Below are 25094 nucleotides of genomic sequence, written 5' to 3'. Positions count from 1 at the left end.
CTGTGGGCTTCATCCACGCCCGCGTCTTCTCGGCGCGATTCACAGCGGAATCCCAGCGCGACAGCGCAGGAGGCCGTGTTCCGCTCAGGCGCTGAGGATCTCGACGGCGAGATCGGCGCGGTCCGATACGATCCCGTCGACGCCGAGGTCGACGAGTCGACGCATGTCGGACGCATCGTTCACGGTCCAGACGTGCACCTCGACGCCGAACCGATGCGCCGCGTCGAGAAGCGCGGGCGTGAGCACTCGAAGGCGTCCGTGGCGCTCGGGGATCTGGAGCGCGTCGACGTCGCGGAGGACGCGAGCGGGGGAGAGGCGCAGGGACGACAGGGCTCGAAGGGCGGCGATCGTGCGGCTGCCTCCGGACGTGGCAGGACGCAGTCCGGCGCCTGCGCGCAGGACTGCCGAGATCGTGGCGCGGCGGTTGGTGTCGTCGAAGCTGGTCACGAGCACGCGGTCGACGTGATCGGCGAGGATCGCGCCGAGTGGTTCCGCGGCATCCCGTGTCTTCACATCGATGTTGAACCGGGAGGACGGGAAGGACGCGAGAGCATCCGACACCGTCAGCAGGCCTCCGTGATCGGCGAAGAGCTCGGCCAGTTCGCGCGTCGACACCTCCCGGACCGCTCGGCGATCGCCGGTCAGGCGCATGAGCGTCGAGTCGTGGAACAGGATCACGTCGCCGTCCGCGGTGACCTGGCAGTCGGTCTCGATGTACTCCACGCCAGCTGCGTGTGCGGCGGCGAGCGCAGCGGCGGTGTTCTCCCACACGCCCGAGGCTCCGCCCTGCTCCGTCACGAGGCCGCGATGCGCGAAGACCCGCGGGTGGGCGGTCTTCTCGAAGTACGGGTGCGTCACGCGCCGGGCGCGCTGGTCGGTCCCTGGCCCGGCTTGGGCGTGAAGGCGCTGCCGATGCCCTTGAGCGCCTCGGTGAGCTCGCTCGGGATGATCCACAGCTTGCTGGACTCGCTCTCGCTGATCTTCGGCAGCATCTGCAGGTACTGGTAGGCGAGGAGCTTGTCGTCCGGCTGTCCCTGGTGGATCGCGCTGAACACGTTCTGGATGGCCTCGGCCTCACCCTGAGCACGCAGGACGGCGGCCTGCTTGTCGCCCTCGGCGCGCAGGATCTCGGCCTGGCGGCGGCCCTCAGCCTCGAGGATCTGCGACTGCTTGGAGCCCTCTGCGGTGAGGATCGCGGCGCGACGGTCTCGCTCGGCGCGCATCTGCTTCTCCATGGAGTCCTGGATCGAGATGGGCGGGTCGATCGCCTTGAGCTCGACGCGGCCGACGCGGATGCCCCACTTGCCCGTCGCCTCGTCGAGCACGACGCGCAACTGGCCGTTGATGTTGTCGCGGCTCGTGAGGGCCTCTTCGAGGTTGAGGCCACCGACGACGTTGCGGAGGGTGGTCGTCGTGAGCTGCTCGACCGCACCGAGGTAATTGGCGATCTCGTAGGTCGCGGCCCGCGCATCCGTCACCTGGAAGTAGACGACCGTGTCGATGGAGACGACGAGGTTGTCCTCCGTGATCACGGGCTGCGGCGGGAAGGACACGACCTGCTCGCGCATGTCGATCAGTGGGCGGAGCCGGTCGATGAACGGCACGAGGATGTTGAGTCCCGGCGTGAGGGTCTTGTGGTACCGCCCGAGTCGCTCGACGACGCCGGCCGTGGCCTGCGGGATGATGCGGATGGATCGAGCGAGCGTCACCACCACGAAGATGATGACCGCGATGATGAAGATCCACAGGATCGCGGTCGGGATGAACGAGGAATCCTCCACGGAACTCTCCTAGTCGTTGACGGGGCGGACGATGGCGGTGGCCCCGTTGATCGCGCTGATCGCGACCGGCGAGCCCTGGGGGATGGAGACCGGCGACAGCGAGCGGGCGGTCCAGGTGTCGCCGTTGCTCAGCTTCACCTGTCCCGAGATCTGGGTGACGTCCTGCAAGGCGATGCCTCGCAGATCGAGCAGCGCGTCGACGTTGGACTTCGTCGGATCCTCGCCACGATGAAGTCGACGCAGTAGCGGCGGGCGCAGCAGGAGGATGAATGCGGCGGCCGCGACGGCGGCGATGATGACCTGCACCCACGCCGGCAGGCCGACGAGGTCGGTGACGAGCCCGATCGCGCTGCCGAAGCTGAGCATCAGGAACGTGAAATCGAGGGTCAGCATCTCGATCACGAGGAAGAGGGCGATGAGGACGAGCCAACCGATCCAGGCCCAGTTCTCGACGATGTCGATGAAGACGGAGAAGTCGTTCATGCTGCCTCCCTATGCGGTCAACCTATCACGCACGTGCGCCGCGATCACGGCGTGCCGGCGGCCGGTTGGTAGTCTGGGTTCGCCGTGCGATCACGGCGTTCGACGCACTTGAGGAGTCACCGTGACCGACGTTCTTCCCGCAGGATCCCTCGACGGCAAGGTGGCGCTCGTCACCGGATCGTCCCGCGGCATCGGTGCCGACACCGTGCGCTACCTCGCCGAGGCGGGGGCCGACGTCGTCATCAACTACCGCAACAAGGCGCCTCGCGCCGAGAAGCTCGCCTCGCAGCTGCGCGAACTGGGTCGCCGTGCTCTCGTCGTCGGGGCCGACCTCACCGACCCCGCCTCGGTCGCCGAGATGCTCGACGCCGTCAAGGCCGAGTACGGCCGCCTCGACGTCCTCGTGCTCAACGCCTCGGGGGGCATGGAGTCCGGCATGGCCGAGGACTACGCGCTGACCCTCAACCGCGACGCGCAGATCAACGTGCTCGAGGCCGCGACGCCGCTGCTGGGCGAGGGGTCGCGCGTCGTGTTCGTCACGAGCCACCAGGCGCACTTCATCCGCACCACGCCCACGATGCCCGAGTACGAGCCGGTCGCGCTGTCGAAGCGCGCCGGCGAGGACGCGCTGCGCGAGCGCATCCCCGGTCTTGCCGAGAAGGGGATCGGCTTCACGGTCGTCTCGGGCGACATGATCGAGGGCACGATCACGGCGACTCTCCTCGAGCGGGCGAACCCCGGGGCCATCGCGGAGCGTCGCGAGTCGGCGGGCAAGCTCTACAACGTGTCCGAGTTCGCGGCCGAGGTCGCCCGGGCGGCGGTCGACCCGGTCCCCGCCGACAACACCCGTCTCGTGGGCGACGTGAGCGGCTTCGCGGCCGAGTGACCTGAACCCAGAGCGGACAAGAGGCGCCCCGTCCGGGATCGGACGGGGCGCCTCTTCCTGCATGACCGGTGGCTCAGCTCGCGGCATCCGGTCGCACCGCCGCGGCGACGCTCTTCGCATCCTTGCCGATGGTGACCGCGCGGACGATCTGCACGATCCCCAGAACGACGAGCGAGATCCCGAGGAACAGCCACAGCACGGCCGCGGCGTAGAGCGGAGAGAACAGCACGATGATGCCGGCGACGATGCTGAGCAGTGCGTAGAGCAGAGTCCACACGCGGGAGCCGTCGCTGCCGAGCAGCGTGAGGGAGACGACGCCGTCGACGATCCAGCTGATGCCGATGAAGATCACGACGACGAGCGCGAGTGTCGCCGCTGCGACCCCGAGGTTGGCGAACGCGATGATCCCCGCCACGATGTAGAGCAGACCGAGCGCGATGTGCCCGACGCGCGCCCACCCGCCCTTGCGGTGCGAGAAGATCCCGAGGCCGATGTACACGAGACCCGCAACGACGAGATAGGCGGCGACGATGCCTGTCACGATCACGGCCGACTTGACCGGCCAGACGAGCAGGACGATGCCGGCGACGAGTGCGATGACGCCCGAGACGGCGAGGGTGATGCGGATGGACTTGAAGAGCGACGACGCTTCCGTCGCGATCGAATCAGACATGGTGGGAGACCCTTTCTGAGAGAACCCTGTGAGGGATGATCACAGGGTAGCGCTCCCACAGTCCGAGCGGGGGAGGACCGTCCGCCGGTGTCGCGAGCCGTCATACGGCGGCATCCCGCGACATGGGATGATTCTCGCGTGACCGCCGACGCCGACGCCCGACTCCGCGAGCTCGTAATCATGCGCAAGGTCCGTGACCGGATCGACCGGGAGTATGCGCAGCCGCTCGACGTCGAGTCGCTCGCGCGGGGAGCGCACATGTCGGCCGGTCACCTCAGCCGCCGATTCCGTGAGACCTACGGGGAGTCGCCGTACTCCTACCTCATGACCCGGCGTATCGAACGGGCGATGGCCCTGCTCCGCCGCGGCGACCTGTCGGTGACCGAGGTGTGCACCGAGGTCGGCGGTTCCTCCCTCGGCACCTTCACGACCCGGTTCACCGAACTCGTCGGTGTCCCACCCGGGGTGTACCGTGAACGCGCCGCGCACGTCGACGGCATCCCGACGTTCCAGGCGAAGCACGTCACCAGACCGATCAGGAATCGAGAAGCACCGCGCACCGACGCGCACCTAACCTGAACCCATGAACATCAACATCCACTACGCGTTCCTGCCGCATACGGACGCCGAGGCTGCTCTCGGCTTCTACCGCGATGCCCTCGGGTTCGAGGTGCGGGGCGACGTCGGCTACGACGGTCTGCGCTGGCTCACCGTCGGACCGGAAGGGCAGCCCGAGACCTCGATCGTGCTCCACCCGCCGGCGACGGACCCCGGAATCACGGACACCGAGCGCCAGACGATCCTCGAGCTGATAGCGAAGGGCAGCTACGGCGCGCTCACCCTCTCGAGCGACGACCTCGACGCTCTGTTCGAGCGACTCGTGGAGAGGGGAGCGGACGTGGTTCAGGAGCCCATGGACCAGCCCTACGGCGTCCGCGACTGCGCATTCCGCGACCCCGCGGGTAACCTGCTCCGTATCAACCAGGCCGGCTGACCGGCCACGACTCCGAGGACCACGATGACCCACGTCGCCGACGGCCACGACCTGATCCGCGTCCAGGGCGCGCGCGAGAACAACCTGAAGGAGGTCAGCGTCGACATCCCCAAGCGCCGGCTGACGGTGTTCACGGGGGTGTCCGGATCGGGGAAGAGCTCGCTCGTATTCGACACCATCGCCGCGGAGTCGCGACGCATGATCGACGAGACCTACAGTGCGTTCGTGCAGGGCTTCATGCCCTCCGTGCCGCGGCCCGACGTCGACGTGCTCGAGGGCCTGACCACGGCGATCATCGTCGATCAGGAGCGTCTCGGCGCGAACCCGCGGTCCACCGTCGGCACGGTCACGGATGCGAACGCCATGCTCCGCATCCTGTTCAGCAAGCTCGGCCAGCCGTACATCGGCGGACCCACGGCCTTCTCCTTCAACATCCCGACGCAGAAGGCGAGCGGGGTCATGACCGGTCCCGGGGGCGAGAAGAAGATCGTGAAGGATGCGATCTACCTCGGCGGGATGTGCCCGCGCTGCGAGGGCAGGGGAGCGGTGTCCGACCTCGACCTCGCGCAGATCGTCGACGAGTCGAAGTCGCTCGACGAGGGCGCGATCATGGTTCCGGGTTACACGGCGGACGGCTGGATGGTGAAGGGGTTCTCGCAGTCGGGCTTCTATCCCGGTGACAAGCCGATCGCGGAGTTCAGCGAGAAGCAGCGTCATCTCTTCCTCTACGGCGAGGTCACGAAGGTCAAGATCTCCGGCATCAACATGACCTACGAGGGTCTGATCCCCAAGATCACGAAGTCGATGCTCTCGAAGGACCTCGACGCACTGCAGCCTCACATCCGCGCCTTCGTGGAGCGTGTCGCGACGTTCGCCACCTGTCCCGAGTGCGAGGGGACGCGCCTCACCGAGGGCGCACGCTCCTCGAAGATCGAAGGCATCAGCATCGCCGACGCGTGCCGGATGCAGGTCACCGATCTCGCCGAGTGGGTGCGCGGTCTCGACCTGCCGGGAGCCGCTCCGCTGCTCGAGGCGCTGCGCGCGAACCTCGACGCGTTCGTGACCCTGGGACTCGGCTACCTCAGCCTCGACCGCCCGTCGGGCACGCTCTCCGGCGGTGAGGCGCAGCGCATCAAGATGCTGCGACACCTCGGCTCCTCGCTCACGGACGTCACCTACGTCTTCGACGAGCCCACCATCGGGCTGCACCCGCACGACATCCAGCGCATGAACACTCTTCTGCTCCGCCTGCGCGACAAGGGCAACACGGTCCTCGTGGTCGAGCACAAGCCCGAGACCATCGCGATCGGCGATCATGTGGTCGATCTCGGTCCCGGCGCGGGCAGCGCGGGCGGAGAGATCTGCTTCGAGGGGTCGGTCGAGGGACTCAAATCGAGCGGCACGCGCACCGGCACCCACCTCGACGATCGGGCCTCGCTCAAGCCCTCCGTGCGCACGAGCACTGGTGTGATCGAGGTCCGCGGCGCGACGGCCAACAACCTGCAGGACGTCGACGTCGACATCCCGACGGGAGTGCTCACGGTCGTCACCGGTGTCGCCGGCTCGGGCAAGAGTTCGCTCATCCACGGCTCGGTATCGAAGCGCGAGGGCGTGGTCGCGATCGACCAGGCGGCGATCAAGGGATCGCGGCGCAGCAATCCGGCGACGTACACGGGGCTCCTCGAGCCGATCCGCAAGGCCTTCGCGAAGGCCAACGGGGTGAAGCCCGCCCTGTTCAGCGCTAACTCGGAGGGCGCGTGCCCCACCTGCAAGGGTGCCGGCGTCATCATCACCGAGCTCGGATTCATGGACACGATCGAGACGCCGTGTGAGGACTGCGGTGGCAAGCGCTTCCAGGCGGCCGTGCTGGAGTACAAGCTCGCGGGCAAGGACATCACCGAGGTGCTCGACCTCCCCGTCTCGGACGCGCGGGAGTTCTTCTCGGCGGGGGAGGCGAAGCTTCCTGCGGCGACGGCCATCCTCGGACGGCTGCACGACGTCGGGCTGGGATACCTGTCCTTGGGGCAGCCGCTGTCCACGCTGTCCGGCGGTGAACGTCAGCGCATCAAGCTCGCCATCCAGATGGGCGAGAAGGGGGACGTCTATGTGCTGGACGAGCCGACGACAGGTCTCCACCTCGCCGACGTGCAGAACATCCTGGGTCTTCTCGATCGCCTCGTCGAGTCGGGCAAGACCGTGATCGTGATCGAGCACCACCAGGCCGTCATGGCCCACGCCGACTGGATCATCGACATCGGTCCCGGGGCGGGTCACGACGGCGGCCGTGTGGTGTTCCAGGGGAGTCCCGCCGACCTCGTCGCCGATCGTTCCACGCTCACCGGGGAGCACCTCGCCGCCTACGTCGGGGCCTGATCCCGCCACCCTCATCGAAGGAGCAACACCGTGTCTCTCGTCCGCGTCCACAACTTCACGATCTCGCTCGACGGCTTCGGGGCAGGGGAGGGGCAGACGCTCGAATCCCCGTTCGGCCATGCCGGTCACCGTCTGATGTCGTGGGCCTTCGGCACCCGGACCTTCCGGAACATGGGTCTGCCCGGAGAGGGACCCGGGTCGGATGGTGTGGATGACGCGTTCGCGCGTCGATGGAACGACGGCATCGGGGTCGAGATCATGGGTCGGAACAAGTTCGGGCCCCAGCGCGGGCCGTGGACGGACGACGAGTGGAAGGGGTGGTGGGGCGACGAGCCGCCGTTCCACACGCCGGTCGTCATCCTGACCCACCACGTGCGCGAGCCCATCGAGATGGCCGGAGGCACGACCTTCCATTTCGTGGACGCCGATCCCGCGGAGGCGCTTCGTCAGGCACGGGAGCTGGCGGGGGAGAAGGACGTCCGTATCGGCGGAGGCGTCGAGACCGTGCGGCAGTTCCTCGCCGCGGATCTGGTGGATCGCATGCACCTCGTGATCGCGCCCATCGTGCTCGGACGCGGTGAGCGACTGTGGGACGGACTCGAAGGTCTCGAGGAGCGTTTCGAGATCGAGTCCACGACGTCGCCCGGTGGCGTCGTGCATCGGAACTTCACACGACGGCCTCGCTGAACGCGTTCAGTCGCGTCGAGCGATGATCGTATACGTGCACGGCACCAGGCCTCGTTCCGCCTCCGGCCAGGCGTAGCCCCGAGGGACCTCGACCATGCGGGAGCTGAACCGCCAGGGCAGCGTGCGGCCCTCGTCGAAGTGCACGATCCGCAGTCCGGAACGCAGCAGCGCGCCGAGGATCTCGGAGAGGGGGTGCGCCCATTCATAGGTCCGAGCGTGCGCGACCACGCCGTCGCCTGCGTACGTCGAGGCGTCGTCCCACCGCTGCGCACGGCCGTCGCCGAAGTACGGGTACCGTGCGGTGAGCTGCGGGGCGTCCTCATCGAGCGCATAGAGCGCAGGATGGCCGTCCCTGATGAAGAACGTTCCGCCGGGCCGCAACAGGTGGACGATCTGCGTCGCCCATCGGTCGAGATCGTTCAGCCAGCAGATCGTGCCGATGCTGGTATAGACCACATCGAAGTCTCCGCTGACGGCGGCACGAGCGTCCAGCACGTCGGTGGCGACCCAGGATGCCTCGACGCCCGCACGTACCGCCAGTGCTGCGGCCGCGTCGAGCGCGGGCTGGGAGAAGTCGACTCCGGTGACCGATGCGCCCGCGCGTGCCAGGGAGATCGTGTCGGTTCCGATGTGGCACTGCAGGTGCACCAGATCGATCCCGGTGAGGTCCTTCGTTCCGAGTGCCTGGGTCAGGGCGGGAAGATCATCCAGGACGACGTCGCTCAGATGCGCCGGGTCGTCGAACGCGTCGATGCCGTAGGCGCTCTGGTGCAGAGGCACACGATCGTCCCAGTTGTCCCGGTTCGCCTGACGTGCTTCGTCCCAGTGGATGTCTGTGGCATCTCCGCTCATGATCCGAGCCTAACGAGCGATCGCAGGGGCCTCTCTCGCGTGGATCCACAAGAGCCGATAATGCACATTATGTCAGTACGAAGACGACATCTTGTCATTTATTGCGAATCCGCCGGTCTGCCGCCACTCCCCGTTGATGGACTGGAGTAGATCGAGTCTGAGGCTAGTTGGAGCTGCGATCTGGAGCAAGTTGGGGGCCCCGCCACCTGTCTGCGCCTTCCTGGACCCTTGAATTTACGCGGGTTGGCGCTCGTGGAAACTCACAAGTTGCGTGGTTCGCAGTTTATGCGATAAATTCCTGTTTTATGCGAGACTTTGATCCTGAGGATTCCCGGCAGCACGCGTCAAACCTCTTGCCCGGCGGGGTTGTCTACTTCGACGAGAAGGAAGCCGTGTGGCGCGCGATGCAGGCCGGGTGGGCTGCGCAACAGATGGCCCGAAACCTCTCTTCGGCCACGGTCGTTGGCCGTACTTCCCTCCTTAACCGCTTCTTCAAGTTCGCCGAGAAGTATCCCTGGCAATGGAACGTTGAAGACGTCGACAGCTTCTTCCTCGAACTCAGGACCGTGCGCCACGCCGCTCATTCAACTGTGTTGGGTTATCAGAACGCCCTTCGCATGTTCTTGGCCTACGTGACGGATGCGCGATACGGGTGGGTCGAAGAATGTGGAAAGCGCTTTGGCGAGCATCCTGCTCAGGTCTTCCACGAATGGAACACAGCGCGCCACGTTCAGGAGGCGATGGGCCGCCCTGGCAAGCGCCCGTACACACGTGACGAGCTGCAGGACCTGTTCGATTGTGCGGATGACCGAGTCGCGCGGATCCGTGAGTCCGGCAGCAAGGGATGGATTCCTGCTTTCCGCATCGCGACGATGATGAAGGTGGCATACGCCTGGGGGCTACGGCGTAACGAAGTGCGCTCTCTCGAGCTCGTCGATCTTGCGGCCAACCCTCAACATCGCCGAGCCTTCCGAAACGTCGGCTTCGTATACGTCCGCTTTGGAAAGGCGATGAGGGGTTCGCCTCCCAAGCGGCGAGCCGTCGCGACCCTCCCCCAGTTCAAATGGGCCGTCGACTGCGTCGAAGAGTGGCTCGAGGATGTTCGACCTCTAATTGCAGGCGCCGGGTCGATGAGTCTTTGGCCTTCCGAGCGTGGCGGTGGCCTTGCACCCATCACAGCGGACTCCGTCTCACGCATGTTCACTGCGGTCCGGCGAGAAGTCGGATTGGATGACGGACTCGACTTCCATTCACTGCGACGTTCGTACGTTACGCACCTGGTTGAGCTCGGGTACGACGCCTTCTTCATCCAGCAGCAAGTGGGACACGAGCACGGATCTACTACGAGCATCTACACTGGCCTCTCCCCCGACTATCGAGCTCGCATCGTGACTGACGCGATCGCGCGAATGGCTGATGAAATGGACTCTGAAGCCGACTAGAGGAGAGAGCAGCCATGGAGAAGAAGGTCACGCACACATGGAGACTGCGCGAGGTGATGGCCTCGCGAGGGCTATTTAACATCTCCGACTTGATCCCGATTCTCGTTGACTATGGCATTGAGCTGTCTCCCTCTCAGCTATATCGGCTTCTCGGCGGCTCGCCCGAGCGTATAAATCTCACTCTGTTGCACACAATTTGCGAAGCACTCGATTGTGAACTTACTGACCTGTCGGTGCGACAAGTTGTCGCGACCCCCACGAGGCTCAAGAACACCGGCACCCATGGCCGAACCAACGACCCGAAGCGCCCTCGCCGTGCGCGAATACACAGACCAGAATGAAGTTTCATTAGATGAGCAATACACGGACCGATCCCGCCTGTGCCCGATGCGACCGCGAGGAAGTCCGATTCGCCACGACCTGGCCCGAAGGACGGATCTGCCGGCGCTGCTATCAACGGGCGACCCGTATCCACGGCACCTGCCCAAAATGCGGTGTCAACCGCTTGTTGCCAGGACTCCTGGCGAGCGGGGAGCCGGCCTGCGTCGACTGCACCGGAATCCCCAAGGACTTCCACTGCTCGAGATGCGGGCGTGAGGACGAGCCTGTACGGCGAGGGCTCTGCTCACATTGCTGCCTCAAGGACGATCTCACGCTCCTCCTAGCCGGACCCGATGGAGAGGTGTCCCCCGCCGTACAGCCTCTGTTCGTTGCGCTGACAACTCAGCGGAACGCACGCAGCGCCACGATCTGGCTGACAAAGAACCATGAGACGCGGGAACTTCTTCGCGCATTCGCCACTGGCGCTATTGCGATGACGCATGAAGCGTTCGATACGCACCCCGCGCCGGAGCGCGTGGCCTTTCTTCGCACGCTGCTTGTCGAGCACGGCATCCTAGAGAAGACCGACATCGAGGTTCAGAAGTTCGACGCGTGGGTCACGACCGAGGTTTCCTCCCTACCCGCGGGCGACAAGCAAGTCATTCTCCAGTACGCGCGCTGGGTTCATGTCCGCAGAATCCGGGATCTGATGAGCGCAGGTAAGTTCAAGCCCGGTTCCGTCCTCTACTCCCGTCAATCCATCACCGCTGCAATCGACTTCCTCGCCTATGTCGGGTCGCGTCACACGCTTCGTCGAGACCTTGAACAGATCGATATCGACGAGTGGCTCAGCGAGGGGCCCACGACTCGAAGTCTCGCGCGACCCTTCGTGCGCTGGTGCGTCCAGCACAACCACTTGCCGCCTGTCAACTTTCCTTATCGTGTAGCGAAGTCGGTGCCGATTCTCACCCAGCAAGAACGACTGGAGCACCTTCGGCGGGTCGCATCAGATGAGGCGATCTCTACTTACCTGCGTGTCGCTGGCGCGCTACTCCTACTCTTTGCGCAGCCGATTACGCGAATCGCTGCGATGACCCTGGACCAGGTCGAGGTCGGCGAAGTCATCGTCCTGCGGATCACTCAGGACGAGGTTATCGTGCCCCCACCATTCGACCGCCTGATCCGCGAGCACATCGTCGCCTTGCCGAATCTCAACACCTCAGCTCACCGGGATAACAAATGGCTGTTCCCTGGGGGATCGCCGGGAAAGCACCTGAGCTCCAATCACCTGATGACCGGACTCAGGAACGACGGCATTGATCTAAGGGCCGCGAAGAACGCAGTACTGCGTAGGCTCGTACTCGAGCTACCTGCGCCGGTGGTCGCAGATTCACTTGGCTACAGTTACAACGTCGCCGAACGGCACCGCATGGACGCGGGTGCCATGCACCTGGGATACGTCTCCTTGATGGTGGCGGACGAACCCGACGCCCGCGCGGATGGCTAGCCCCTCCCCCAGCTAGCGAGCCGTCACATCTGGCTTGTCGTCAGGTAAGAGTTCTTGAAGGGGAATCTCAAACACTTGGGACAGTGCGAGAAGCGTCTTCAGGCTAGGGTTCGCCGGTGCTCCCGATTGGGCCTGCCCACGCTCGTACCTGATGTACGTCAGTCGTGAAAGACCGGCTCTGTACGCCACGGCCTCTTGCGAAAGACCGCGTGCAACTCGCAGGCGGTGAACCCGAAGTCCGAACGCGGCGGCGAAGGCTCCCCACGCTTCGCTGCTGGTCGTCTCCTGTCTGCCCACTCATCCAGCCTTGTGACAAAACCATCGGTCATGGTTTTGTCTATGTGACATAATTGGCCGTAGTCATACGAAACATTCACTTCATCGACGGACCGCACCCCGCGCGTCTCGACCTGCACGTGTGCCACTGCGCTTCGGCTCCGGGTCGCCTCGATGTGCAGGTCCCGTTCAGGTCGACCCCGATTGCGGAGTTGTAGTGACTGATCCCCGACCGATCTGGTGGAGTGCCACGGAGGTCGATGCTCCCGACACTTGGATTGAGGCGTTCGACGCGCTCACCGATGAGGAGCGAGCCGACGAGATGGGCCTGACGGCGGCCATCTTCATCGCACGCGTGCGCCGACGCACTGGCCGCGGACCGACGTTCTCGGAGACGTTCGCCGAACTCTTCCCGAGTAGCCAGCTCCACCCCGAATGGCCTCCGGGTCTCACCTACCCGGTGCGGGCGACGATCCACCATGCATTCCGTCTGCACGTGGCGATTCAATGGAAGCGACGTGGCTGGATCAGCTGGGATCCGGGCGTGGAACGCAGCCTGCGGGTGGGCCCTACGTTCCGGGAGCGGTCACGCGCTCGTCAGGCCGCGAGGGCGAAATGACACTCCCCCACATCAGCCAGGGAACTGGTGTTGAATCATGAGGACACCGCCGACGCTGAAAGCTCTCGAGCTCGCATCGACGGTCGACCTACCTGACCAGCGCGTGGCTGTGGTCGGCGACATCCACGGCGACTTCCGATGGCTGGACATCGTCGCTAGGGCGGTTCAGACGCTCGCACCGGACGTTACCACCATGCTGCAGCTCGGCGACTGGGCGATGGATCCCGGCATGACGGACGAGGCTCTCGATGGAACTGGCATCGAGCGCGTCTACGTGACGCTCGGGAATCACGAGCCCTGGGGCCAGATCAACCCGCTGCTGAACGCGCACCCCGGCTGTGCTATCCGGGTCTCTGAGATCACCTGGATTCTGCCAAGGCCCGCACGCCTGACTATCGGCGGCCGCAGCGTCCTCTCGCTTGGCGGCGCGGTGTCCGTCGACCGGGCGTGGCGGGTAGAAGGGGTGAGCTGGTGGCCGGACGAGGAGATCACCCGAGACCACGTGGCGGCGGCCATTGCGGGAGGACCCGCGGACTTGATGCTGACTCACGAGTCGCCCGCTGGCACGCCGGTGCGCGCAGTCCGGGAGATCCTGCGGACGAACCCGTTCGGATTCCCCGACGATGCCCGAGCAAACTCGGCCACCTCTCGCGCTCGAGTGGCGAAGGTCTGGAACATCGTCTATCCGGAGCTTCTCATTCACGGCCACATGCACGCGCCCGGTGGCGGACAGACTGAGGACGGGCTGCGTGTGGCAAGCCTTGGGCAGGACGGGCAACAGGGCAACCTCGGCTTCCTCGACATGACGACGCTGCGCATCGAGACGCCGACGCTTCGACAGATCCGGGAGGCGGCGGGGCGATGACAGAAGAGACGAGGAACAATCCGTGGGCGGCCATCATCGGCCCCTGCTACACCGCTTCTTCGTTAGCTCGCGCGCTTGGATGGAATGAGGCCCACATCGTTGAAGCTGTGGCATCTCTCCATGTACTTGAGTTGGAGGCCAGTGACGGACCACTGCTCTATCCGACGTTTCAGGTGTGGGACGGGCGTGTAGTCGACGGCCTAGGTGCCGTACTTGAAGTGCTGAGCGCGGGGACGTCTTCGCGGTGGACGTGGGCGCAATGGCTGAACGCGGCGGCAGACGATGACTCAGGCGAAGACGCCCCGTGTGCAATCGAGCAGCTGCGCGCTGGTCAACTGGACATTGTCCTGCGTGATGCGCGTCATGCTGCAGCGGCGTGGAGTTCCTGACGCCCCTGGGTGACTGTGCACCGTGCGTGGTTGCCCCGCCTCTTCCTCGGGAGCTCCATCCCTCTGAACTGCAGCGGGGCGGTGACAGACAAGGTCGGCGTGGCGATATGGTGTCGGCACACGCAGAGAGGCTTCACCATGGACTTTCAGATGAACCCCGATTTTCCCCGACAGATGCAGGAGCAGCTCAACAAACTGAAAGCCGTGCTCGATGAAGTCTCATCCGAACATGCCGGCCAGGACCTCGAGGTAGTCAAAACGGCACTGCGCAGTCGCTGGCGAGCGGTGGGGAACGGCGCAGACGTGACTGACCCAGATCTCACCAACGTGGCGACGCGGATCAGCCTCGGGAAGCGCGTGTGGATGGAAGACGACGGAAAGATCATGTCGGACGACTAGTCACGCATCACGCGCGGAAGAGAGAGCTGTACTGGGCTAGTCTCACCCCATGGGTCTACTCGACTGGTTCGGGCGTAGGAGTCCACCTGCCGTCAGCCCGGGCCGCGCCGGAACGCCCGCCACTCCGGTTCTCGTCTCGCAACGCGAGACGGCCTCAGGCATCACGGTGTCTACCTACGCGTCTGGAGGGCCGCCGGTCGGCTACGTATCGCCGTATCTGTCAGCGGATGAGGCTGAGAAGCTTGTTCATCTGGACGAGCATGGATTGCCCAACCTTCGAGTGGTGGAGTTCAGAGGCGAGTGGTGGCTGGCAGAGACGTCGACCGGGCGGCTGGTGAATGCTGGGTCCCGGGTGCTGAGGCGTCTCGGGATCTGGAGCGTGCGCGTCCGTGGCGACGAGCACGCGCCCGGCACCCTACGGATCGGTCCTGCCACCCTCGTTCGCGAACCGGACAACGAGTTCGACGCGAACGCCGTCGCGGTGTATCAAGACGAGACCCGCTGCGGGTACTGGAACAAGGGCGCTGCCCGCTCTCTCGCGAAGCTCCTCGACAGCGGTCAGGAGATGTCCGCGTATGCCATCTCCGCACGTCCCCCGAAAGTAATCGCCGCTGAGCAGCGGGTCCTTGAACACCTCGTGAGGAGATTGCGCCCAACATAGGCGGGGCGGTCCTCCGGTGTCTGCTGCAGTCCCGGCTGCTCACCAGTGATTCAGGCGGGTCAGCTCGTCGGCCGGGTTGAATTCATCCCTGTGCCGTCCTTGACCTGCACTACAAACGCGAGCAGCGAGCGAGTGTGTTCACGACGTCCGGCATCCGCCTTCGCAAGAACCGGGCTCATGGAGCCGGGGCTTCGCCGGGCGCGGCTCGTAGGCCGCGCCCGACTCTGCCCGCGCAGGGGATTACGACCGAGGAATGAGGCTGAGACCGCTGTCATCGAAGACGAGGACAGCGGCGTCGTCTGTGATGGCGACGGCCTGTGCAGGCCCGTGGGTGATTGCCACTTGCTGCCAGTCTTTGGATGATGCCGTGCTTGTCCAGATCTGTTCTCCCGCGCCTACGCCGACGAGATTCTGCCCATCGGGAGACGCTGCGAGCAGGTACAGCGCGGGCGCGCCGGCGAGTGGGGCGAATGTGCGGCCGCCGTCGCTGCTGATCTGCACGCCATCGGGTGTCGATGCCAGCAGACGATTGCTGGCATCGGCGACGAGGCTGAATGCGAGGATTCCGTCCCCTACCGGCGTCCAGGCTTGTCCACGGTCGTCACTGCGCAGCAGTTCGATGGAGTCCGTGGCGATCCCGTATAGGGTCCCTTCAGGGGTCGCTGTGAGGACGTGGAAGTCTTTCTCGCTGGTAAAGGTGACCGGCGACCAGGAGCGGGCGCCGTCGTCACTGCGGATGATTCCGAGGTGCGGGGATCCGAGTTCGGACGGGGTGTTGGGCCCGGGGTGGCCGGAGGCGATGAGTACATCGTCGACGACTGTCAGCCCCATGGCGTCGAAGTCTGTGGTCGCCAGTTTCTCGCCGACCTCCGCGTCGCGAGTGGTCGGATAGATGCCGTCGTGTGCTCCGAGGAGGAATCCGTCGCCACCGGGGTCGGCGACTATCGCGTGGACATGGTCAAGGTCAGTGGCGTGGTCGTGGCTGGTCGTTGGTTGCGCGGTGGCGGCGCATCCAGTCAGCGTCAATCCGACGACGACGGTGCTTGGAAGCCACGCGCGGCGGGTTGGTCGCCGACGCCTCGACTGGAGTGACCGTGCGGCGCGGAGCCGAAACGCCGCCTGAGGAGTTGCAATGAGTGTTCGCATGATGATGTGCGCAACAGATCGCCGAGTGGGGCGCCGATGACCGGCGCCCCACTCATACAGATCAGAGGGTTGCGAGGATCTCCTTCATCGTGGCGATCTCGGTCGTCTGCGCGTCGATGATGGTCTCGGCCAGGGCAATCGCGTCGCTGTTCTGGCCGTTGTTGACTTCCTCTTGAGCCATGTCGACTGCACCTTGGTGGTGCTGGATCATCTGCTCGAGGAACAGACTGCCGGCGTCTGCACCGGTGGCGTCGCCGAGGGCCTTCATGTCCTCTTCGGACATCATTCCGTCGCCGTGATCCATGCTCTCCATACCCGAGGTGTCGGCACGCCAGTCTTCGAGCCACTGCTCCATCTTCTGGATTTCAGGCTCTTGGGCGGCTTTGATCTCCTCTGCGAGAGCGACGACGCGTTCGTCGACGCCGTCCTTGCTGAGCAGCATGTCGGACATCTCAACGGCCTGCGCGTGGTGTTCCTTCATCATGCTGGCGAACATGATGTCGGCATCGTTGGCGTCGGCGGATGCGGGGGCGGAGCTGCTGCTGCCGCCGTGGTTCATGCCCGGCATGTCGCCGCCGGAGCTGGTGCCGGCGCAGCCGGCGAGTGCGAGCAGTGCAGTGAGGGTGATGGCGGCGGTCGCCAAAGGACGGTTCTTCATGGTGGTTCTCCAAGAGTCGGTTGTGGTGCCCAGCGGAGGCGCTGGATGAGTGCTGTGCCCGCGAAGCGCGGGCGCAGCACTGCTCACTTACGGCTGATGCAGAGAACGGTGAGAGAGGGTGGGCGGAGTGGGTGCACCGTCGGTCGCGCCCACGACGAGCGGGGCGGGGTGCGTGGCTGCCACAGTGAGTGCCGCCATGCGCCGGGGCGTGCCAGCAGCACAACTGCGACCAGGAGCGCGAGAACGCACGCCATCCAGGTCGTCCCGTGGTTTTCGGAGCAGCCGACGCATCCTGTGTAATCGTCCGTCGGTAAGGATGCTGCGGGGGCGGTGTGCTCGTGATGCGTCTCGGCGACGCTGGCGACGGCGACGTCATTGCTGTGCCCGGAGGGCATGGCATGCGTGTTCATCGAGTGCATCGCCAGCAATCCGAAGATGACACCAAGGGCGACTGCGACCACGGTGACCACGCTGCGGGTGAGCGAACGCCGCTGGTGCACGCGTCGCGCGAGTGTCGTCAGCATCCGTCCGCCTCCCTTCCATCCAGCGTACGTCGCGGCCTCGGGTGCGACTAGTTCTTCAGGACCGCGTCCGGAGCGAGATTCAACCGGCGCAGCAGCTGCGCGTTCAGAGCAACGACGATGGTCGACAGAGACATCAGCACCGCTCCGACCGACATCGGCAGCACGAACCCGACGGGTGCGAGAACACCGGCGGCGAGCGGAACCGAGATGAGGTTGTAGCCGGCAGCCCACCACAGGTTCTGTTTCATCTTCCGGTAGCTCGCCCGGGATAACTCGATGACCGACAGCACCGACCGCGGATCGTCGCTGGCGAGGATGACTCCCGCCGACGCGATGGCAACATCGGTACCTGCGCCGATGGCGATTCCGACATCGGCCTGGGCCAGCGCCGGGGCGTCATTCACGCCATCGCCGACCATCGCGACCTTCCGCCCCTCGGACTGCAGCTCCTTCACCTTCGACGCCTTGTCCTCCGGCCGGACGCCCGCGAAGAACCGGTCGATACCCAGATCTGCGGCCACAGACGCGGCGACGGCCTCCGCATCCCCCGTAATCATGACCACCTGCACGTCGCGGTCGTGCAAAGCCTTGACAGCCTGGCGGGACTCAGACCGGATCTCGTCCGCCAGCCTGAACGCACCGACCACCGCCCCGTCCACGAGAACATGGAGAATGATGGCACCCTCCCGGCGCCACTCGTCGGCCACCGCCAACTCGGACGCGTTCTCCTGCTCGAGCAGGTACGGACCGCCCACCTGGATCGTGCGTGCGTTCACCCGTGCGCGGACACCGACAGCTGGCGAGGACTCGAAGTCTTTCGAGCTCGGGACGATGAGATTCTTCTCCTTCGCGGTGGCGACGATGGCGCGAGCCAGCGGGTGCTCAGAGTCCGCCTCGGCCGCGGCCGCCAGTGCGAGCAGTTCGTCCGGCGACATATCGCCCGCGGGCTCGATGGCGGTGACGGCCGGACTTCCCTTGGTGAGCGTGCCGGTCTTATCGAACAAAACGGTGTCGACTGTCCGCATGCTCTCCAGCGCGAGGCGATCCTTCACCAGGACACCGCCGCGGGCGGCGCGCTCGGTCGCAATAGACACGACCAGCGGGATGGCGAGTCCCAGCGCGTGCGGGCAGGCGATGACGAGCACGGTGATGGTGCGGATCACGGCCTGATCCGGCAGGCCGACGAGCGTCCACACGAGGGCTGTGATGACTCCGGCGCCGAGGGCGAACCAGAACAGCCAGCCGGCGGCGCGGTCGGCGAGACGCTGCGCGCGAGACGACGAGCTCTGAGCCTCCGTGACGAGCTTCTGGATCCCGGCTAGAGCGGTGTCTTGCCCGACGGCGGTGATCTCCACCCGCAGTCCGGAATCCGTGGCAACCGTCCCGGCGATGACCAGGTCGCCATCGGCGCGACGCACCGGATGCGACTCCCCGGTAATCATCGACTCGTCCATGCTCGCCGAGCCCTGCACGATCCGGCCGTCAGCGGGAACCCGGCCACCCGGACGGACGACGACCACGTCACCCACCTGCAGATCGGCCGGAGCGACTGTGACAGTCCCCTCGCCGTCGACCTTCTCCGCCTCATCGGGCAGCAAGGCTGCGAGCGAGTCCAACGCGGATGTCGTTTGCGCGAGAGAGCGCATCTCGATCCAGTGGCCGAGCAGCATAATGACGATGAGGAGCGCCAGCTCCCACCAGAAGTCCAGCTCATGGTGCAGCAGTCCGACACTCGCTCCCCAGGATGCGAGGAACGCCACGGTAATGGCCAGCGCGATGAGCAGCATCATCCCGGGCTTGCGAGCCCGGAGCTCGCTCACCGCACCGGTCAGGAACGGTGCCCCGCCCCAGACGTACATGACTGTTCCGAGGATCGGTGACACCCACATCACCCACGCCGCGTCAGGCAACGCGTAGCCGAGCAGCATCGAGAACATCATAGAGAAGCCCACCACGGGGATGGCGAGCATGAGCATGATCCAGAACAGGCGCCGGAACTGCCCGACGTGGTCGCCATGCCCGCTGTGGCCCCCATGCCCGGCGTGACCGCTGTGAGCGTCGCTTTCGGCGTGCCCGTTGTGGCTGTGGTGGTCGTGACCGTGGTCTGTCGTCTCGGTGGTGGTGTGAGACGCGTTGTGGTGCATCTCTGTGTGGTCGTGCTGGCTCATGGCGAGCCTCCTTGACTTCTGACGCGTGACGAATATGTGAGGGTGTGCGGGCTCAGTTTGGGGTCGAAAGGGCGTAGCCCGCTTCTTCGACCGCGGCCGTGATGGCGTCGTCGTCGATGTCGGTGCGGCTGTTGATGGTCACGCGCGACGTTCCACCCGCGTTTAGGGCGACCGTGATGCTGTCGACGCCCTCAATGGCAGTCAGCTCTTCGGTGACACTGGAGACGCAGTGCGAGCAGGTCATGCCGTCCACCAGGATCTCCTGCGTAACCGCGGATGCCGCAGGCAGGTCGGTGTTCTGGTTTCCGGGTGCGGCACAGCAGGCGCATCCGGCGGTGGCGTCCTTCAGGCTGAGTTCGATTCGGTCAGTCATGATGAGCTCCAGGGTCGATGGGTGGGGGTCAGGAACGGACGAGACGGGCAATCGCTTCGTTGGCTTCACGGATCTTCTCGACGGCCACCTGGCCGCCTTCGGCGCTGGCTTCTGCGACGCAGTGCCTGAGGTGATCTCCGAGCAACGACAGGGCTACGGTTTCCAGGGCCTTCGTCGCGGCGGACACCTGCGTGAGGATGTCGATGCAGTACTGGTCCTCGTCGACCATCCGCGCGATTCCGCGCACCTGACCCTCCACCCGCCGCAGGCGCTGTTGCAACGCGGACTTGTCGTACGCATATCCGTTCATGCCCCTACTATACCCCCTGGGGGTATATTAGGGGCAGCATCGGGTTATTCGGCGCCCCGGTTAGATGCAGCTTGGCGTGCAGAACACCTCGCCGCCAACAGCTACCTCCATCGGGAGCTGTCTGCTCAGGCAGGTTGGTTCTGGCGCTCCCACGACTGAGCGGCCATCTGCACGGCGTCCCACGGGGATCCGAGCGGTGGCGTGTAGGAGAGGTCGAGGTCGCTGATCTGGGCGACGGTCATCTCGTGATACAGCGCGGTGGCGTAAGTGTCGACGCGCTTGGCGATCTCTGCAGTGCGCTGGCCGACCAGCTGTGCGCCGAGAAGGCGGCCGTCTTCGTCGCCGGTGATGCGGATGTTGATGGGGGTTGCGCCCGGGTAGTACGCCTTGTGGTCGTCGGGTGTGGCAGTGACGGAGACCGGCGTGAAGCCGGCGGCGAGAGCCTCGTGGTCGCGGAGGCCGGTGCGTGCGGCGACGAGGTCAAAGATCTTGACCACCTGGGTGCCGAGGCTGCCGGCGAAGCGGGCGTTGCCGCCGATGGCGTTCTCTCCGGCGACGCGGCCTTGCTTGTGCGCTGTAGTGCCGAGCGGGAGGTACGTCGTCCCGAGGAGCCGGTGGTGGGTGACGACGCCGTCGCCGGCAGCCCAGACGTTCGGGAGTCCGGTGCGCATCTGTTCATCGACCGAGACGGCGCCACCGGGGCCGGTCGTGGCACCCGCGGCGGTGAGGAGGCTGGTGTTGGGGCGCACGCCGACCACGACGAGCACAACGTCGGCCGTGCGGCTGAACGCCTCACCGGCATGGGCTCCTGTGACGACGATGCCATGGTCGTCGCGACTGATGGCTTCGATTCGAGTGTTGGTGATGACGTCGACCCCGTGGCGGGTGAGTTCGTCGTGGACGAGGGCGCCGAGTTCGGGGTCGACGGTGGAGAGGACTTCCGGGCCGCGTTGGAGCTGGGTCACGTGCAGGCCTCGGATGGTGAGGGCTTCGGCCATCTCGAGGCCGACGTAGCCAGCGCCGACGATGATGGCGGTCTCCGGATCGTGACTGTCGAGGTACTGCTCGAGCGCGAAGGTGTCCCCCATGGAGTGCAGGAGGTGGACACCGTCGTCGGGTCCGAGCTGGTCGAGTCCCGTGATGCCTGCGGTTGACGGCGATGCGCCTGTTCCGACCATCAGCGCGTCGTAGGCGATGGTCGATTCGGTGCCGTGTTCGTCGCGCACGTGGAGTCGGTGTCCGGCGACGTCGATGTCGGTGGCGAGGGTGTTCAGGCGGAGGTTCATGCCGGTGGCTTCGAGGTCGGCGTGTGTGCGGTGCGCGAGCGACTGCCAGGGCTGGACTTCGCGGGAGAAGTAGTACGGGATCCCGCAGATGGAGAAGTTGGGGAAGGCGTCGGCGACGACGACGGTGACGTCGACGGATGGATCCAGTTCACGGGCGCGGAGGGCGGTGGAGATGCCGGCGTCGCTTCCGCCGATGGCTACGAGGTGCATTGTGGTGGGCCTTTCAGGAGTGAGCGGGGATGACGACGTCGCCGGCGACCCGGGCCACTCGTGGGTAGAGGTAGGAGACGAGGGCGAGCCCGAGGGCGCCGCCGACGAGCTGGGCTCCGATGAAGGGCAGCACGGCAACGGGAGCAATGCCGGCGAACGTGTCGGTGAAGAGTCGGGCGATGGTGACAGCGGGGTTGGCGAACGAGGTGGAGCTGGTGAACCAGTACGCTGCGCCGATGTACGCGCCGACAGCGGCGGCGATGACCGGCGGGGTGGTGGTCCGCGCGAGGGCGAAGATGAGGATGACGAGCCCTGCGGTGGCAACGACTTCCCCGATGAGGTGACCGGCAGTGGCCCGGTTGTTCGCAGAGAACGCCGGCGCGACGTCGAACATGATGCTCGCGAGCATGGTTCCCCCGATTCCGCCGGTGATCTGCGCCGCGAGGTAGGGAGCGACATCTCGGGGCGCGATGCCATCGCCGTGGCGGCGTCCGAGCACGAAGTCGGCGAGTGTGACGACCGGGTTGAAGTGGGCCCCGGACACCGGGCCGAACATCAGGATGAACACCGCTAGTCCCAGCGTGGTGGCCAGGCTGTTCTCGAGGAGCTGCAGGCCCGTGTCCTCGGGAGAGAGGCGCTGGGCGGCAATGCCGGATCCGACGACGGTCGTGACGAGCAGGCCGGTGCCCAGGAACTCGGCGAGCAGCCGGCGACTGAGGACTGGGCGGGTGGGTGTGGTTTCGTGCATGGCTGGCCCATCTTGACGCATGGAGGATAGTTCAGTCAATATTGAGTCAATGAACAGTGAACGAAGTCTCCTTCAGGTGCGGGCAGCCAAGCACGCGGCGCTTGGTGACCCGTCACGACTGCGCATCGTCGACCTGCTGACTCTGGGTGATCTCTCCCCGAAAGAGATCGCCGTGTCCCTGGACATGCCGTCGAATCTCGTCTCGCATCACCTTGCAACGCTCGAATCCGTCGGCATGGTCGGCCGGTCCCGCTCGGAAGCGGATAGGCGACGCAGCTATCTCCACCTGACGCCGAGCGCTCTCGAGGGGCTCGTGCCGTCGCCTGTCGATGAGGCGTCCCGCGTGTTGTTCGTGTGCACCGCGAACTCCGCGCGCTCGCAACTGGCCGCGGCTCTGTGGGCGCAGCACAGTGCCATTCCAGCCGCGTCGGGCGGAACGCAGCCGGCGGAGCAGGTCGCCCCGGGTGCGCGCGGCGCTGCACAGCGTCACGACCTGACTCTGACCGACGAGATGCCCCGCCATCTCGATGACGTCGCGACGGACGCGGACTTCATCGTGACGGTGTGCGACAGCGCGCACGAGGTGCTGAGTCCTCGCGGTCACCTGCACTGGTCCATCCCTGACCCGGTGCGAGTCGGCGACGACGCCGCGTTCGATACCGCTTACGACGAGCTCGAGCGTCGCGTCAGCGAGCTTGCACCACGCCTGACCCTGACACGTTGAGAGAGATCATCTGATGCCCACCGCACCCACTGTCCTGTTCGTCTGCCAGCACAACGCCGGTCGCTCTCAGCTCGGCGCCGCACTTCTCGAGCACCTCGCCGGTGACCGGTTCACCGCGACATCTGCGGGCCTCGCGCCTGCGGAGACCGTGAACTCCGCTGTCGCCGCAACCGTCGCGGAGCTGGGACTGGACATCACCGACCGGGTCCCTCGTTCGGTCACCTTCGGTGACCTTCAGACTGCGGATGTGGTCGTGCTGATGAAGCCCGGGCTGCAGCTGCCTGGCACGCCCCGAGGTGAGGTTCTCCAGTGGGAGTTCCCCAACCCCGAGGCGTGGGATGTGGAAGCCGTCCGGCCCTTGCGCGAAGCGGTGTCCGCGAAGATCAGCGTGACTCTGCTCGCGCGCTGAGTCAGACGGACGCCGGGGCTCGCCCGATCTGCACCACCTGAGCGGGCGGCGCACAGCACGCCCCACCGAGCGACGCACCCGATGCATCGAACAGACCAGCCCCTCCGCAGACGCCCGTATCCGGCAGCACCAGCTCGACCCGACGAGCAGCTTCATGGTCACCTACGAGCTCGGCGACAACGCTCCGGACCTGCTCGTAACCGGTGAGCGCAAGGAACGTCGGTGCACGCCCATAGGACTTCGCCCCGACCAGGTAGAACCCCGGCTCGGGGTGCGCAAGGTCTGCGGCCCCGGTCGCGGCGACCGAACCGCAGGAGTGAATGTTCGGATCAACCTCGGCCGCGATCCGCGGCGGGGCCTGCAACGTCGAGTCCAGCTCGAGGCGCAGCTCTGACAGGAACGAGAGGTCCGGACGGAATCCGGTCAGCACCACGACACGGTCTGCGGTGAGTGTCCGCCCATCCTCCGCGACAATGGCGGCACGATCCGCGTCGGTAGAGATGCTGTCAACCCGGAAACCGGTGACCAGGTCGACGAGACCCGCATCGACCAGTTCCTTCGCCCTGATCCCCAGCGCGCCACGCGCCGGCAGTTCATCCGCGTCGCCACCGCCGAAGGTGTTTGCCGTGGTCGCCCGTCGGAGCGCCCAGGTGACCGTAGTTGCGGGGTCGCGACGCGCCATGCGCGCCAAAGCGAGGACGGCCGTTATGGCCGAGTGCCCCGAGCCGATGACGACGGTGTGCTTGCCGGCGAACTCAGCGGTGTTGCGGAAGTCCGGGATCCGGTAGGTCAGCGCGCCAGAGGCGGCGCGCTCTCCGAGAGCAGGCAAGCCGTCAGCACCCGCAGGGTTCGGAAGGCCCCAGGTTCCCGAGGCGTCGATGACCGCGCGCGCCTGCAGGCGATACTCACCGTCTGCCGAATCGATGTGCACAGTGAACGGCTGCTGTCCCCGGTCTGCATCGACCAGGCGGTCGCGACCGCGCCGAGAGACACCCACCACTCGAGCTCCGTAGCGAACGCGGTCGCCCAGAAGGTCAGCGAGCGGCTTCAAGTAGGCCGCGATCCACTGGCTTCCCGTCGGGTACCCGGACTGCGGCGCCTCCCAGCCAGTCGGCTCGAGGAGACGAGCGGATGCAGCATCGACGAGCTCACCCCACTCGGAAAAGAGTCGCACATGACCCCACTCGGCAACCGCCGAAGCAACCCCCTCGCCGGCTTCGAGGATCACGACCTCCTCGCCGCGTTCCACGAGATGGGCGGCGGACGCCAGACCCTGCGGTCCGGCACCGATAACAACAACGGGCAACGACCCATCCATCACGAGCTCCTC

General features: G+C 65.7%; 30 protein-coding genes. 15 read left to right on the top strand and 15 right to left on the bottom strand.

Features of this window, described 5'->3' with window-relative positions; translation table 11 throughout:
- Positions 1–84: 84 nt before the first annotated feature.
- Genes MRBLMX7_RS01295 through MRBLMX7_RS01285 form a run of 3 tightly spaced genes read right to left on the bottom strand, consistent with a single transcriptional unit; the run spans position 85 to position 2264 of the window.
- Positions 85–858, bottom strand: a complete 774-nt coding sequence (locus tag MRBLMX7_RS01295; protein ID WP_363365851.1) for a glycerophosphodiester phosphodiesterase family protein — start codon at positions 856–858, stop codon at positions 85–87.
- Complete coding sequence (locus MRBLMX7_RS01290) at positions 855–1781, bottom strand: SPFH domain-containing protein (protein WP_050720986.1); 927 nt, start codon at positions 1779–1781, stop codon at positions 855–857. Before MRBLMX7_RS01290 ends, MRBLMX7_RS01295 begins: the two co-directional genes overlap by 4 nt.
- A 9-nt stretch (positions 1782–1790) precedes the next feature.
- Complete coding sequence (locus tag MRBLMX7_RS01285; RefSeq protein ID WP_050720985.1) at positions 1791–2264, bottom strand: NfeD family protein; 474 nt, start codon at positions 2262–2264, stop codon at positions 1791–1793.
- Between the two features lie 121 nt (positions 2265–2385).
- Here MRBLMX7_RS01285 and MRBLMX7_RS01280 point away from each other — a divergent pair, with 121 nt between their 5' ends.
- Positions 2386–3150: an SDR family oxidoreductase gene (locus MRBLMX7_RS01280; RefSeq protein WP_363365850.1), complete on the top strand. Its 765-nt coding sequence runs from the start codon at positions 2386–2388 to the stop codon at positions 3148–3150.
- Positions 3151–3223: 73 nt separating this feature from the next.
- Here the strand turns inward: MRBLMX7_RS01280 and MRBLMX7_RS01275 are convergent, their stop codons facing one another.
- Positions 3224–3823: an HdeD family acid-resistance protein gene (locus MRBLMX7_RS01275; protein ID WP_363365849.1), complete on the bottom strand. Its 600-nt coding sequence runs from the start codon at positions 3821–3823 to the stop codon at positions 3224–3226.
- A 180-nt stretch (positions 3824–4003) separates the two neighbouring features.
- Here MRBLMX7_RS01275 and MRBLMX7_RS01270 point away from each other — a divergent pair, with 180 nt between their 5' ends.
- From MRBLMX7_RS01270 to MRBLMX7_RS01255, 4 genes are read left to right on the top strand one after another with little or no spacing between them, the layout of a single operon-like run.
- Complete coding sequence (locus tag MRBLMX7_RS01270; protein ID WP_050721986.1) at positions 4004–4402, top strand: helix-turn-helix transcriptional regulator; 399 nt, start codon at positions 4004–4006, stop codon at positions 4400–4402.
- 4 nt (positions 4403–4406) lie between these two features.
- The gene (locus MRBLMX7_RS01265; protein ID WP_363365848.1) at positions 4407–4817 is read left to right on the top strand and encodes a VOC family protein; all 411 of its coding nucleotides are present in this window, start codon (positions 4407–4409) and stop codon (positions 4815–4817) included.
- Positions 4818–4841: 24 nt separating this feature from the next.
- Positions 4842–7190 carry an excinuclease ABC subunit UvrA gene (locus MRBLMX7_RS01260; RefSeq protein WP_363365847.1) on the top strand — a complete coding sequence of 783 codons (2349 nt, stop codon included), beginning with the start codon at positions 4842–4844 and terminating at the stop codon, positions 7188–7190.
- A gap of 30 nt (positions 7191–7220) precedes the next feature.
- Positions 7221–7877 (top strand): dihydrofolate reductase family protein, encoded by a 657-nt coding sequence (locus MRBLMX7_RS01255; protein ID WP_363365846.1) that lies wholly within the window; start codon positions 7221–7223, stop codon positions 7875–7877.
- A gap of 6 nt (positions 7878–7883) precedes the next feature.
- On the opposite strand, the gene MRBLMX7_RS01250 is transcribed toward MRBLMX7_RS01255, so the two are convergent.
- Positions 7884–8729: a class I SAM-dependent methyltransferase gene (locus MRBLMX7_RS01250; RefSeq protein ID WP_363365845.1), complete on the bottom strand. Its 846-nt coding sequence runs from the start codon at positions 8727–8729 to the stop codon at positions 7884–7886.
- A gap of 305 nt (positions 8730–9034) precedes the next feature.
- Here MRBLMX7_RS01250 and MRBLMX7_RS01245 point away from each other — a divergent pair, with 305 nt between their 5' ends.
- The 3 genes from MRBLMX7_RS01245 (at position 9035) to MRBLMX7_RS01235 (ending at position 11999) form a co-directional block, all read left to right on the top strand.
- Positions 9035–10171 carry a tyrosine-type recombinase/integrase gene (locus MRBLMX7_RS01245; protein ID WP_363365844.1) on the top strand — a complete coding sequence of 379 codons (1137 nt, stop codon included), beginning with the start codon at positions 9035–9037 and terminating at the stop codon, positions 10169–10171.
- Between the two features lie 14 nt (positions 10172–10185).
- A complete protein-coding gene (locus tag MRBLMX7_RS01240; protein WP_341934489.1) occupies positions 10186–10512 on the top strand; it encodes a helix-turn-helix domain-containing protein in 327 nt (108 codons plus the stop codon).
- Between the two features lie 473 nt (positions 10513–10985).
- Positions 10986–11999, top strand: a complete 1014-nt coding sequence (locus MRBLMX7_RS01235; protein WP_363365843.1) for a hypothetical protein — start codon at positions 10986–10988, stop codon at positions 11997–11999.
- Between the two features lie 12 nt (positions 12000–12011).
- Here the strand turns inward: MRBLMX7_RS01235 and MRBLMX7_RS01230 are convergent, their stop codons facing one another.
- Positions 12012–12296 (bottom strand): helix-turn-helix transcriptional regulator, encoded by a 285-nt coding sequence (locus tag MRBLMX7_RS01230; protein ID WP_126893216.1) that lies wholly within the window; start codon positions 12294–12296, stop codon positions 12012–12014.
- A gap of 196 nt (positions 12297–12492) precedes the next feature.
- On the opposite strand from MRBLMX7_RS01230, the gene MRBLMX7_RS01225 reads away from it, so the two are divergent.
- The 5 genes from MRBLMX7_RS01225 (at position 12493) to MRBLMX7_RS01205 (ending at position 15208) form a co-directional block, all read left to right on the top strand.
- Positions 12493–12894, top strand: coding sequence for a hypothetical protein (locus MRBLMX7_RS01225; protein ID WP_341934487.1), 402 nt, complete (start codon positions 12493–12495; stop codon positions 12892–12894).
- Positions 12895–12931: 37 nt separating this feature from the next.
- Positions 12932–13759: a metallophosphoesterase family protein gene (locus tag MRBLMX7_RS01220; protein ID WP_341934486.1), complete on the top strand. Its 828-nt coding sequence runs from the start codon at positions 12932–12934 to the stop codon at positions 13757–13759.
- Entirely contained in the window at positions 13756–14148 is a 393-nt protein-coding gene (locus MRBLMX7_RS01215; protein ID WP_341934485.1) for a hypothetical protein, read from the top strand. The genes MRBLMX7_RS01220 and MRBLMX7_RS01215 overlap by 4 nt, the downstream gene beginning before the upstream one ends.
- Before the next feature lie 138 nt (positions 14149–14286).
- Positions 14287–14547, top strand: a complete 261-nt coding sequence (locus tag MRBLMX7_RS01210; RefSeq protein WP_341934484.1) for a hypothetical protein — start codon at positions 14287–14289, stop codon at positions 14545–14547.
- Between the two features lie 49 nt (positions 14548–14596).
- A complete protein-coding gene (locus tag MRBLMX7_RS01205) occupies positions 14597–15208 on the top strand; it encodes an HIRAN domain-containing protein (protein ID WP_341934483.1) in 612 nt (203 codons plus the stop codon).
- A gap of 240 nt (positions 15209–15448) precedes the next feature.
- Here MRBLMX7_RS01205 and MRBLMX7_RS01200 read toward each other — a convergent pair whose 3' ends face one another.
- From MRBLMX7_RS01200 to MRBLMX7_RS01165, 8 genes are all read right to left on the bottom strand, one after another.
- A complete protein-coding gene (locus MRBLMX7_RS01200) occupies positions 15449–16234 on the bottom strand; it encodes a WD40/YVTN/BNR-like repeat-containing protein (protein ID WP_363365842.1) in 786 nt (261 codons plus the stop codon).
- A 181-nt stretch (positions 16235–16415) separates the two neighbouring features.
- Positions 16416–17012, bottom strand: coding sequence for a DUF305 domain-containing protein (locus MRBLMX7_RS01195; protein ID WP_341934481.1), 597 nt, complete (start codon positions 17010–17012; stop codon positions 16416–16418).
- Positions 17013–17095: 83 nt separating this feature from the next.
- Entirely contained in the window at positions 17096–17536 is a 441-nt protein-coding gene (locus MRBLMX7_RS01190) for a DUF6153 family protein (protein WP_341934480.1), read from the bottom strand.
- 47 nt (positions 17537–17583) lie between these two features.
- Positions 17584–19704: a heavy metal translocating P-type ATPase gene (locus MRBLMX7_RS01185; protein ID WP_341934479.1), complete on the bottom strand. Its 2121-nt coding sequence runs from the start codon at positions 19702–19704 to the stop codon at positions 17584–17586.
- 52 nt (positions 19705–19756) lie between these two features.
- The gene (locus MRBLMX7_RS01180) at positions 19757–20077 is read right to left on the bottom strand and encodes a heavy-metal-associated domain-containing protein (protein ID WP_341934478.1); all 321 of its coding nucleotides are present in this window, start codon (positions 20075–20077) and stop codon (positions 19757–19759) included.
- 28 nt (positions 20078–20105) lie between these two features.
- Positions 20106–20387, bottom strand: a complete 282-nt coding sequence (locus MRBLMX7_RS01175) for a metal-sensitive transcriptional regulator (RefSeq protein WP_341934477.1) — start codon at positions 20385–20387, stop codon at positions 20106–20108.
- Between the two features lie 125 nt (positions 20388–20512).
- Entirely contained in the window at positions 20513–21883 is a 1371-nt protein-coding gene (locus MRBLMX7_RS01170; RefSeq protein WP_341934476.1) for an FAD-dependent oxidoreductase, read from the bottom strand.
- A gap of 13 nt (positions 21884–21896) precedes the next feature.
- A complete protein-coding gene (locus tag MRBLMX7_RS01165; RefSeq protein WP_341934475.1) occupies positions 21897–22631 on the bottom strand; it encodes an MIP/aquaporin family protein in 735 nt (244 codons plus the stop codon).
- 49 nt (positions 22632–22680) lie between these two features.
- Here MRBLMX7_RS01165 and MRBLMX7_RS01160 point away from each other — a divergent pair, with 49 nt between their 5' ends.
- On the top strand, positions 22681–23355 hold the full coding sequence (locus tag MRBLMX7_RS01160) for an ArsR family transcriptional regulator (protein WP_341936240.1): 675 nt from the start codon (positions 22681–22683) through the stop codon (positions 23353–23355).
- A 13-nt stretch (positions 23356–23368) separates the two neighbouring features.
- A complete protein-coding gene (locus MRBLMX7_RS01155) occupies positions 23369–23764 on the top strand; it encodes a low molecular weight phosphatase family protein (protein ID WP_341934474.1) in 396 nt (131 codons plus the stop codon).
- Position 23765: 1 nt separating this feature from the next.
- Here MRBLMX7_RS01155 and MRBLMX7_RS01150 read toward each other — a convergent pair whose 3' ends face one another.
- Positions 23766–25082, bottom strand: coding sequence for an NAD(P)-binding domain-containing protein (locus MRBLMX7_RS01150; protein WP_341934473.1), 1317 nt, complete (start codon positions 25080–25082; stop codon positions 23766–23768).
- Positions 25083–25094: the final 12 nt, after the last annotated feature.

Origin of the sequence: Microbacterium sp. LMX7-1.2, from assembly GCF_040675935.1 — a bacterium.
Lineage (GTDB): Bacteria > Actinomycetota > Actinomycetes > Actinomycetales > Microbacteriaceae > Microbacterium.
The sequence above is the reverse complement of the archived record's forward strand: the minus strand, read 5'-3'. Positions and strand labels throughout refer to the sequence as shown.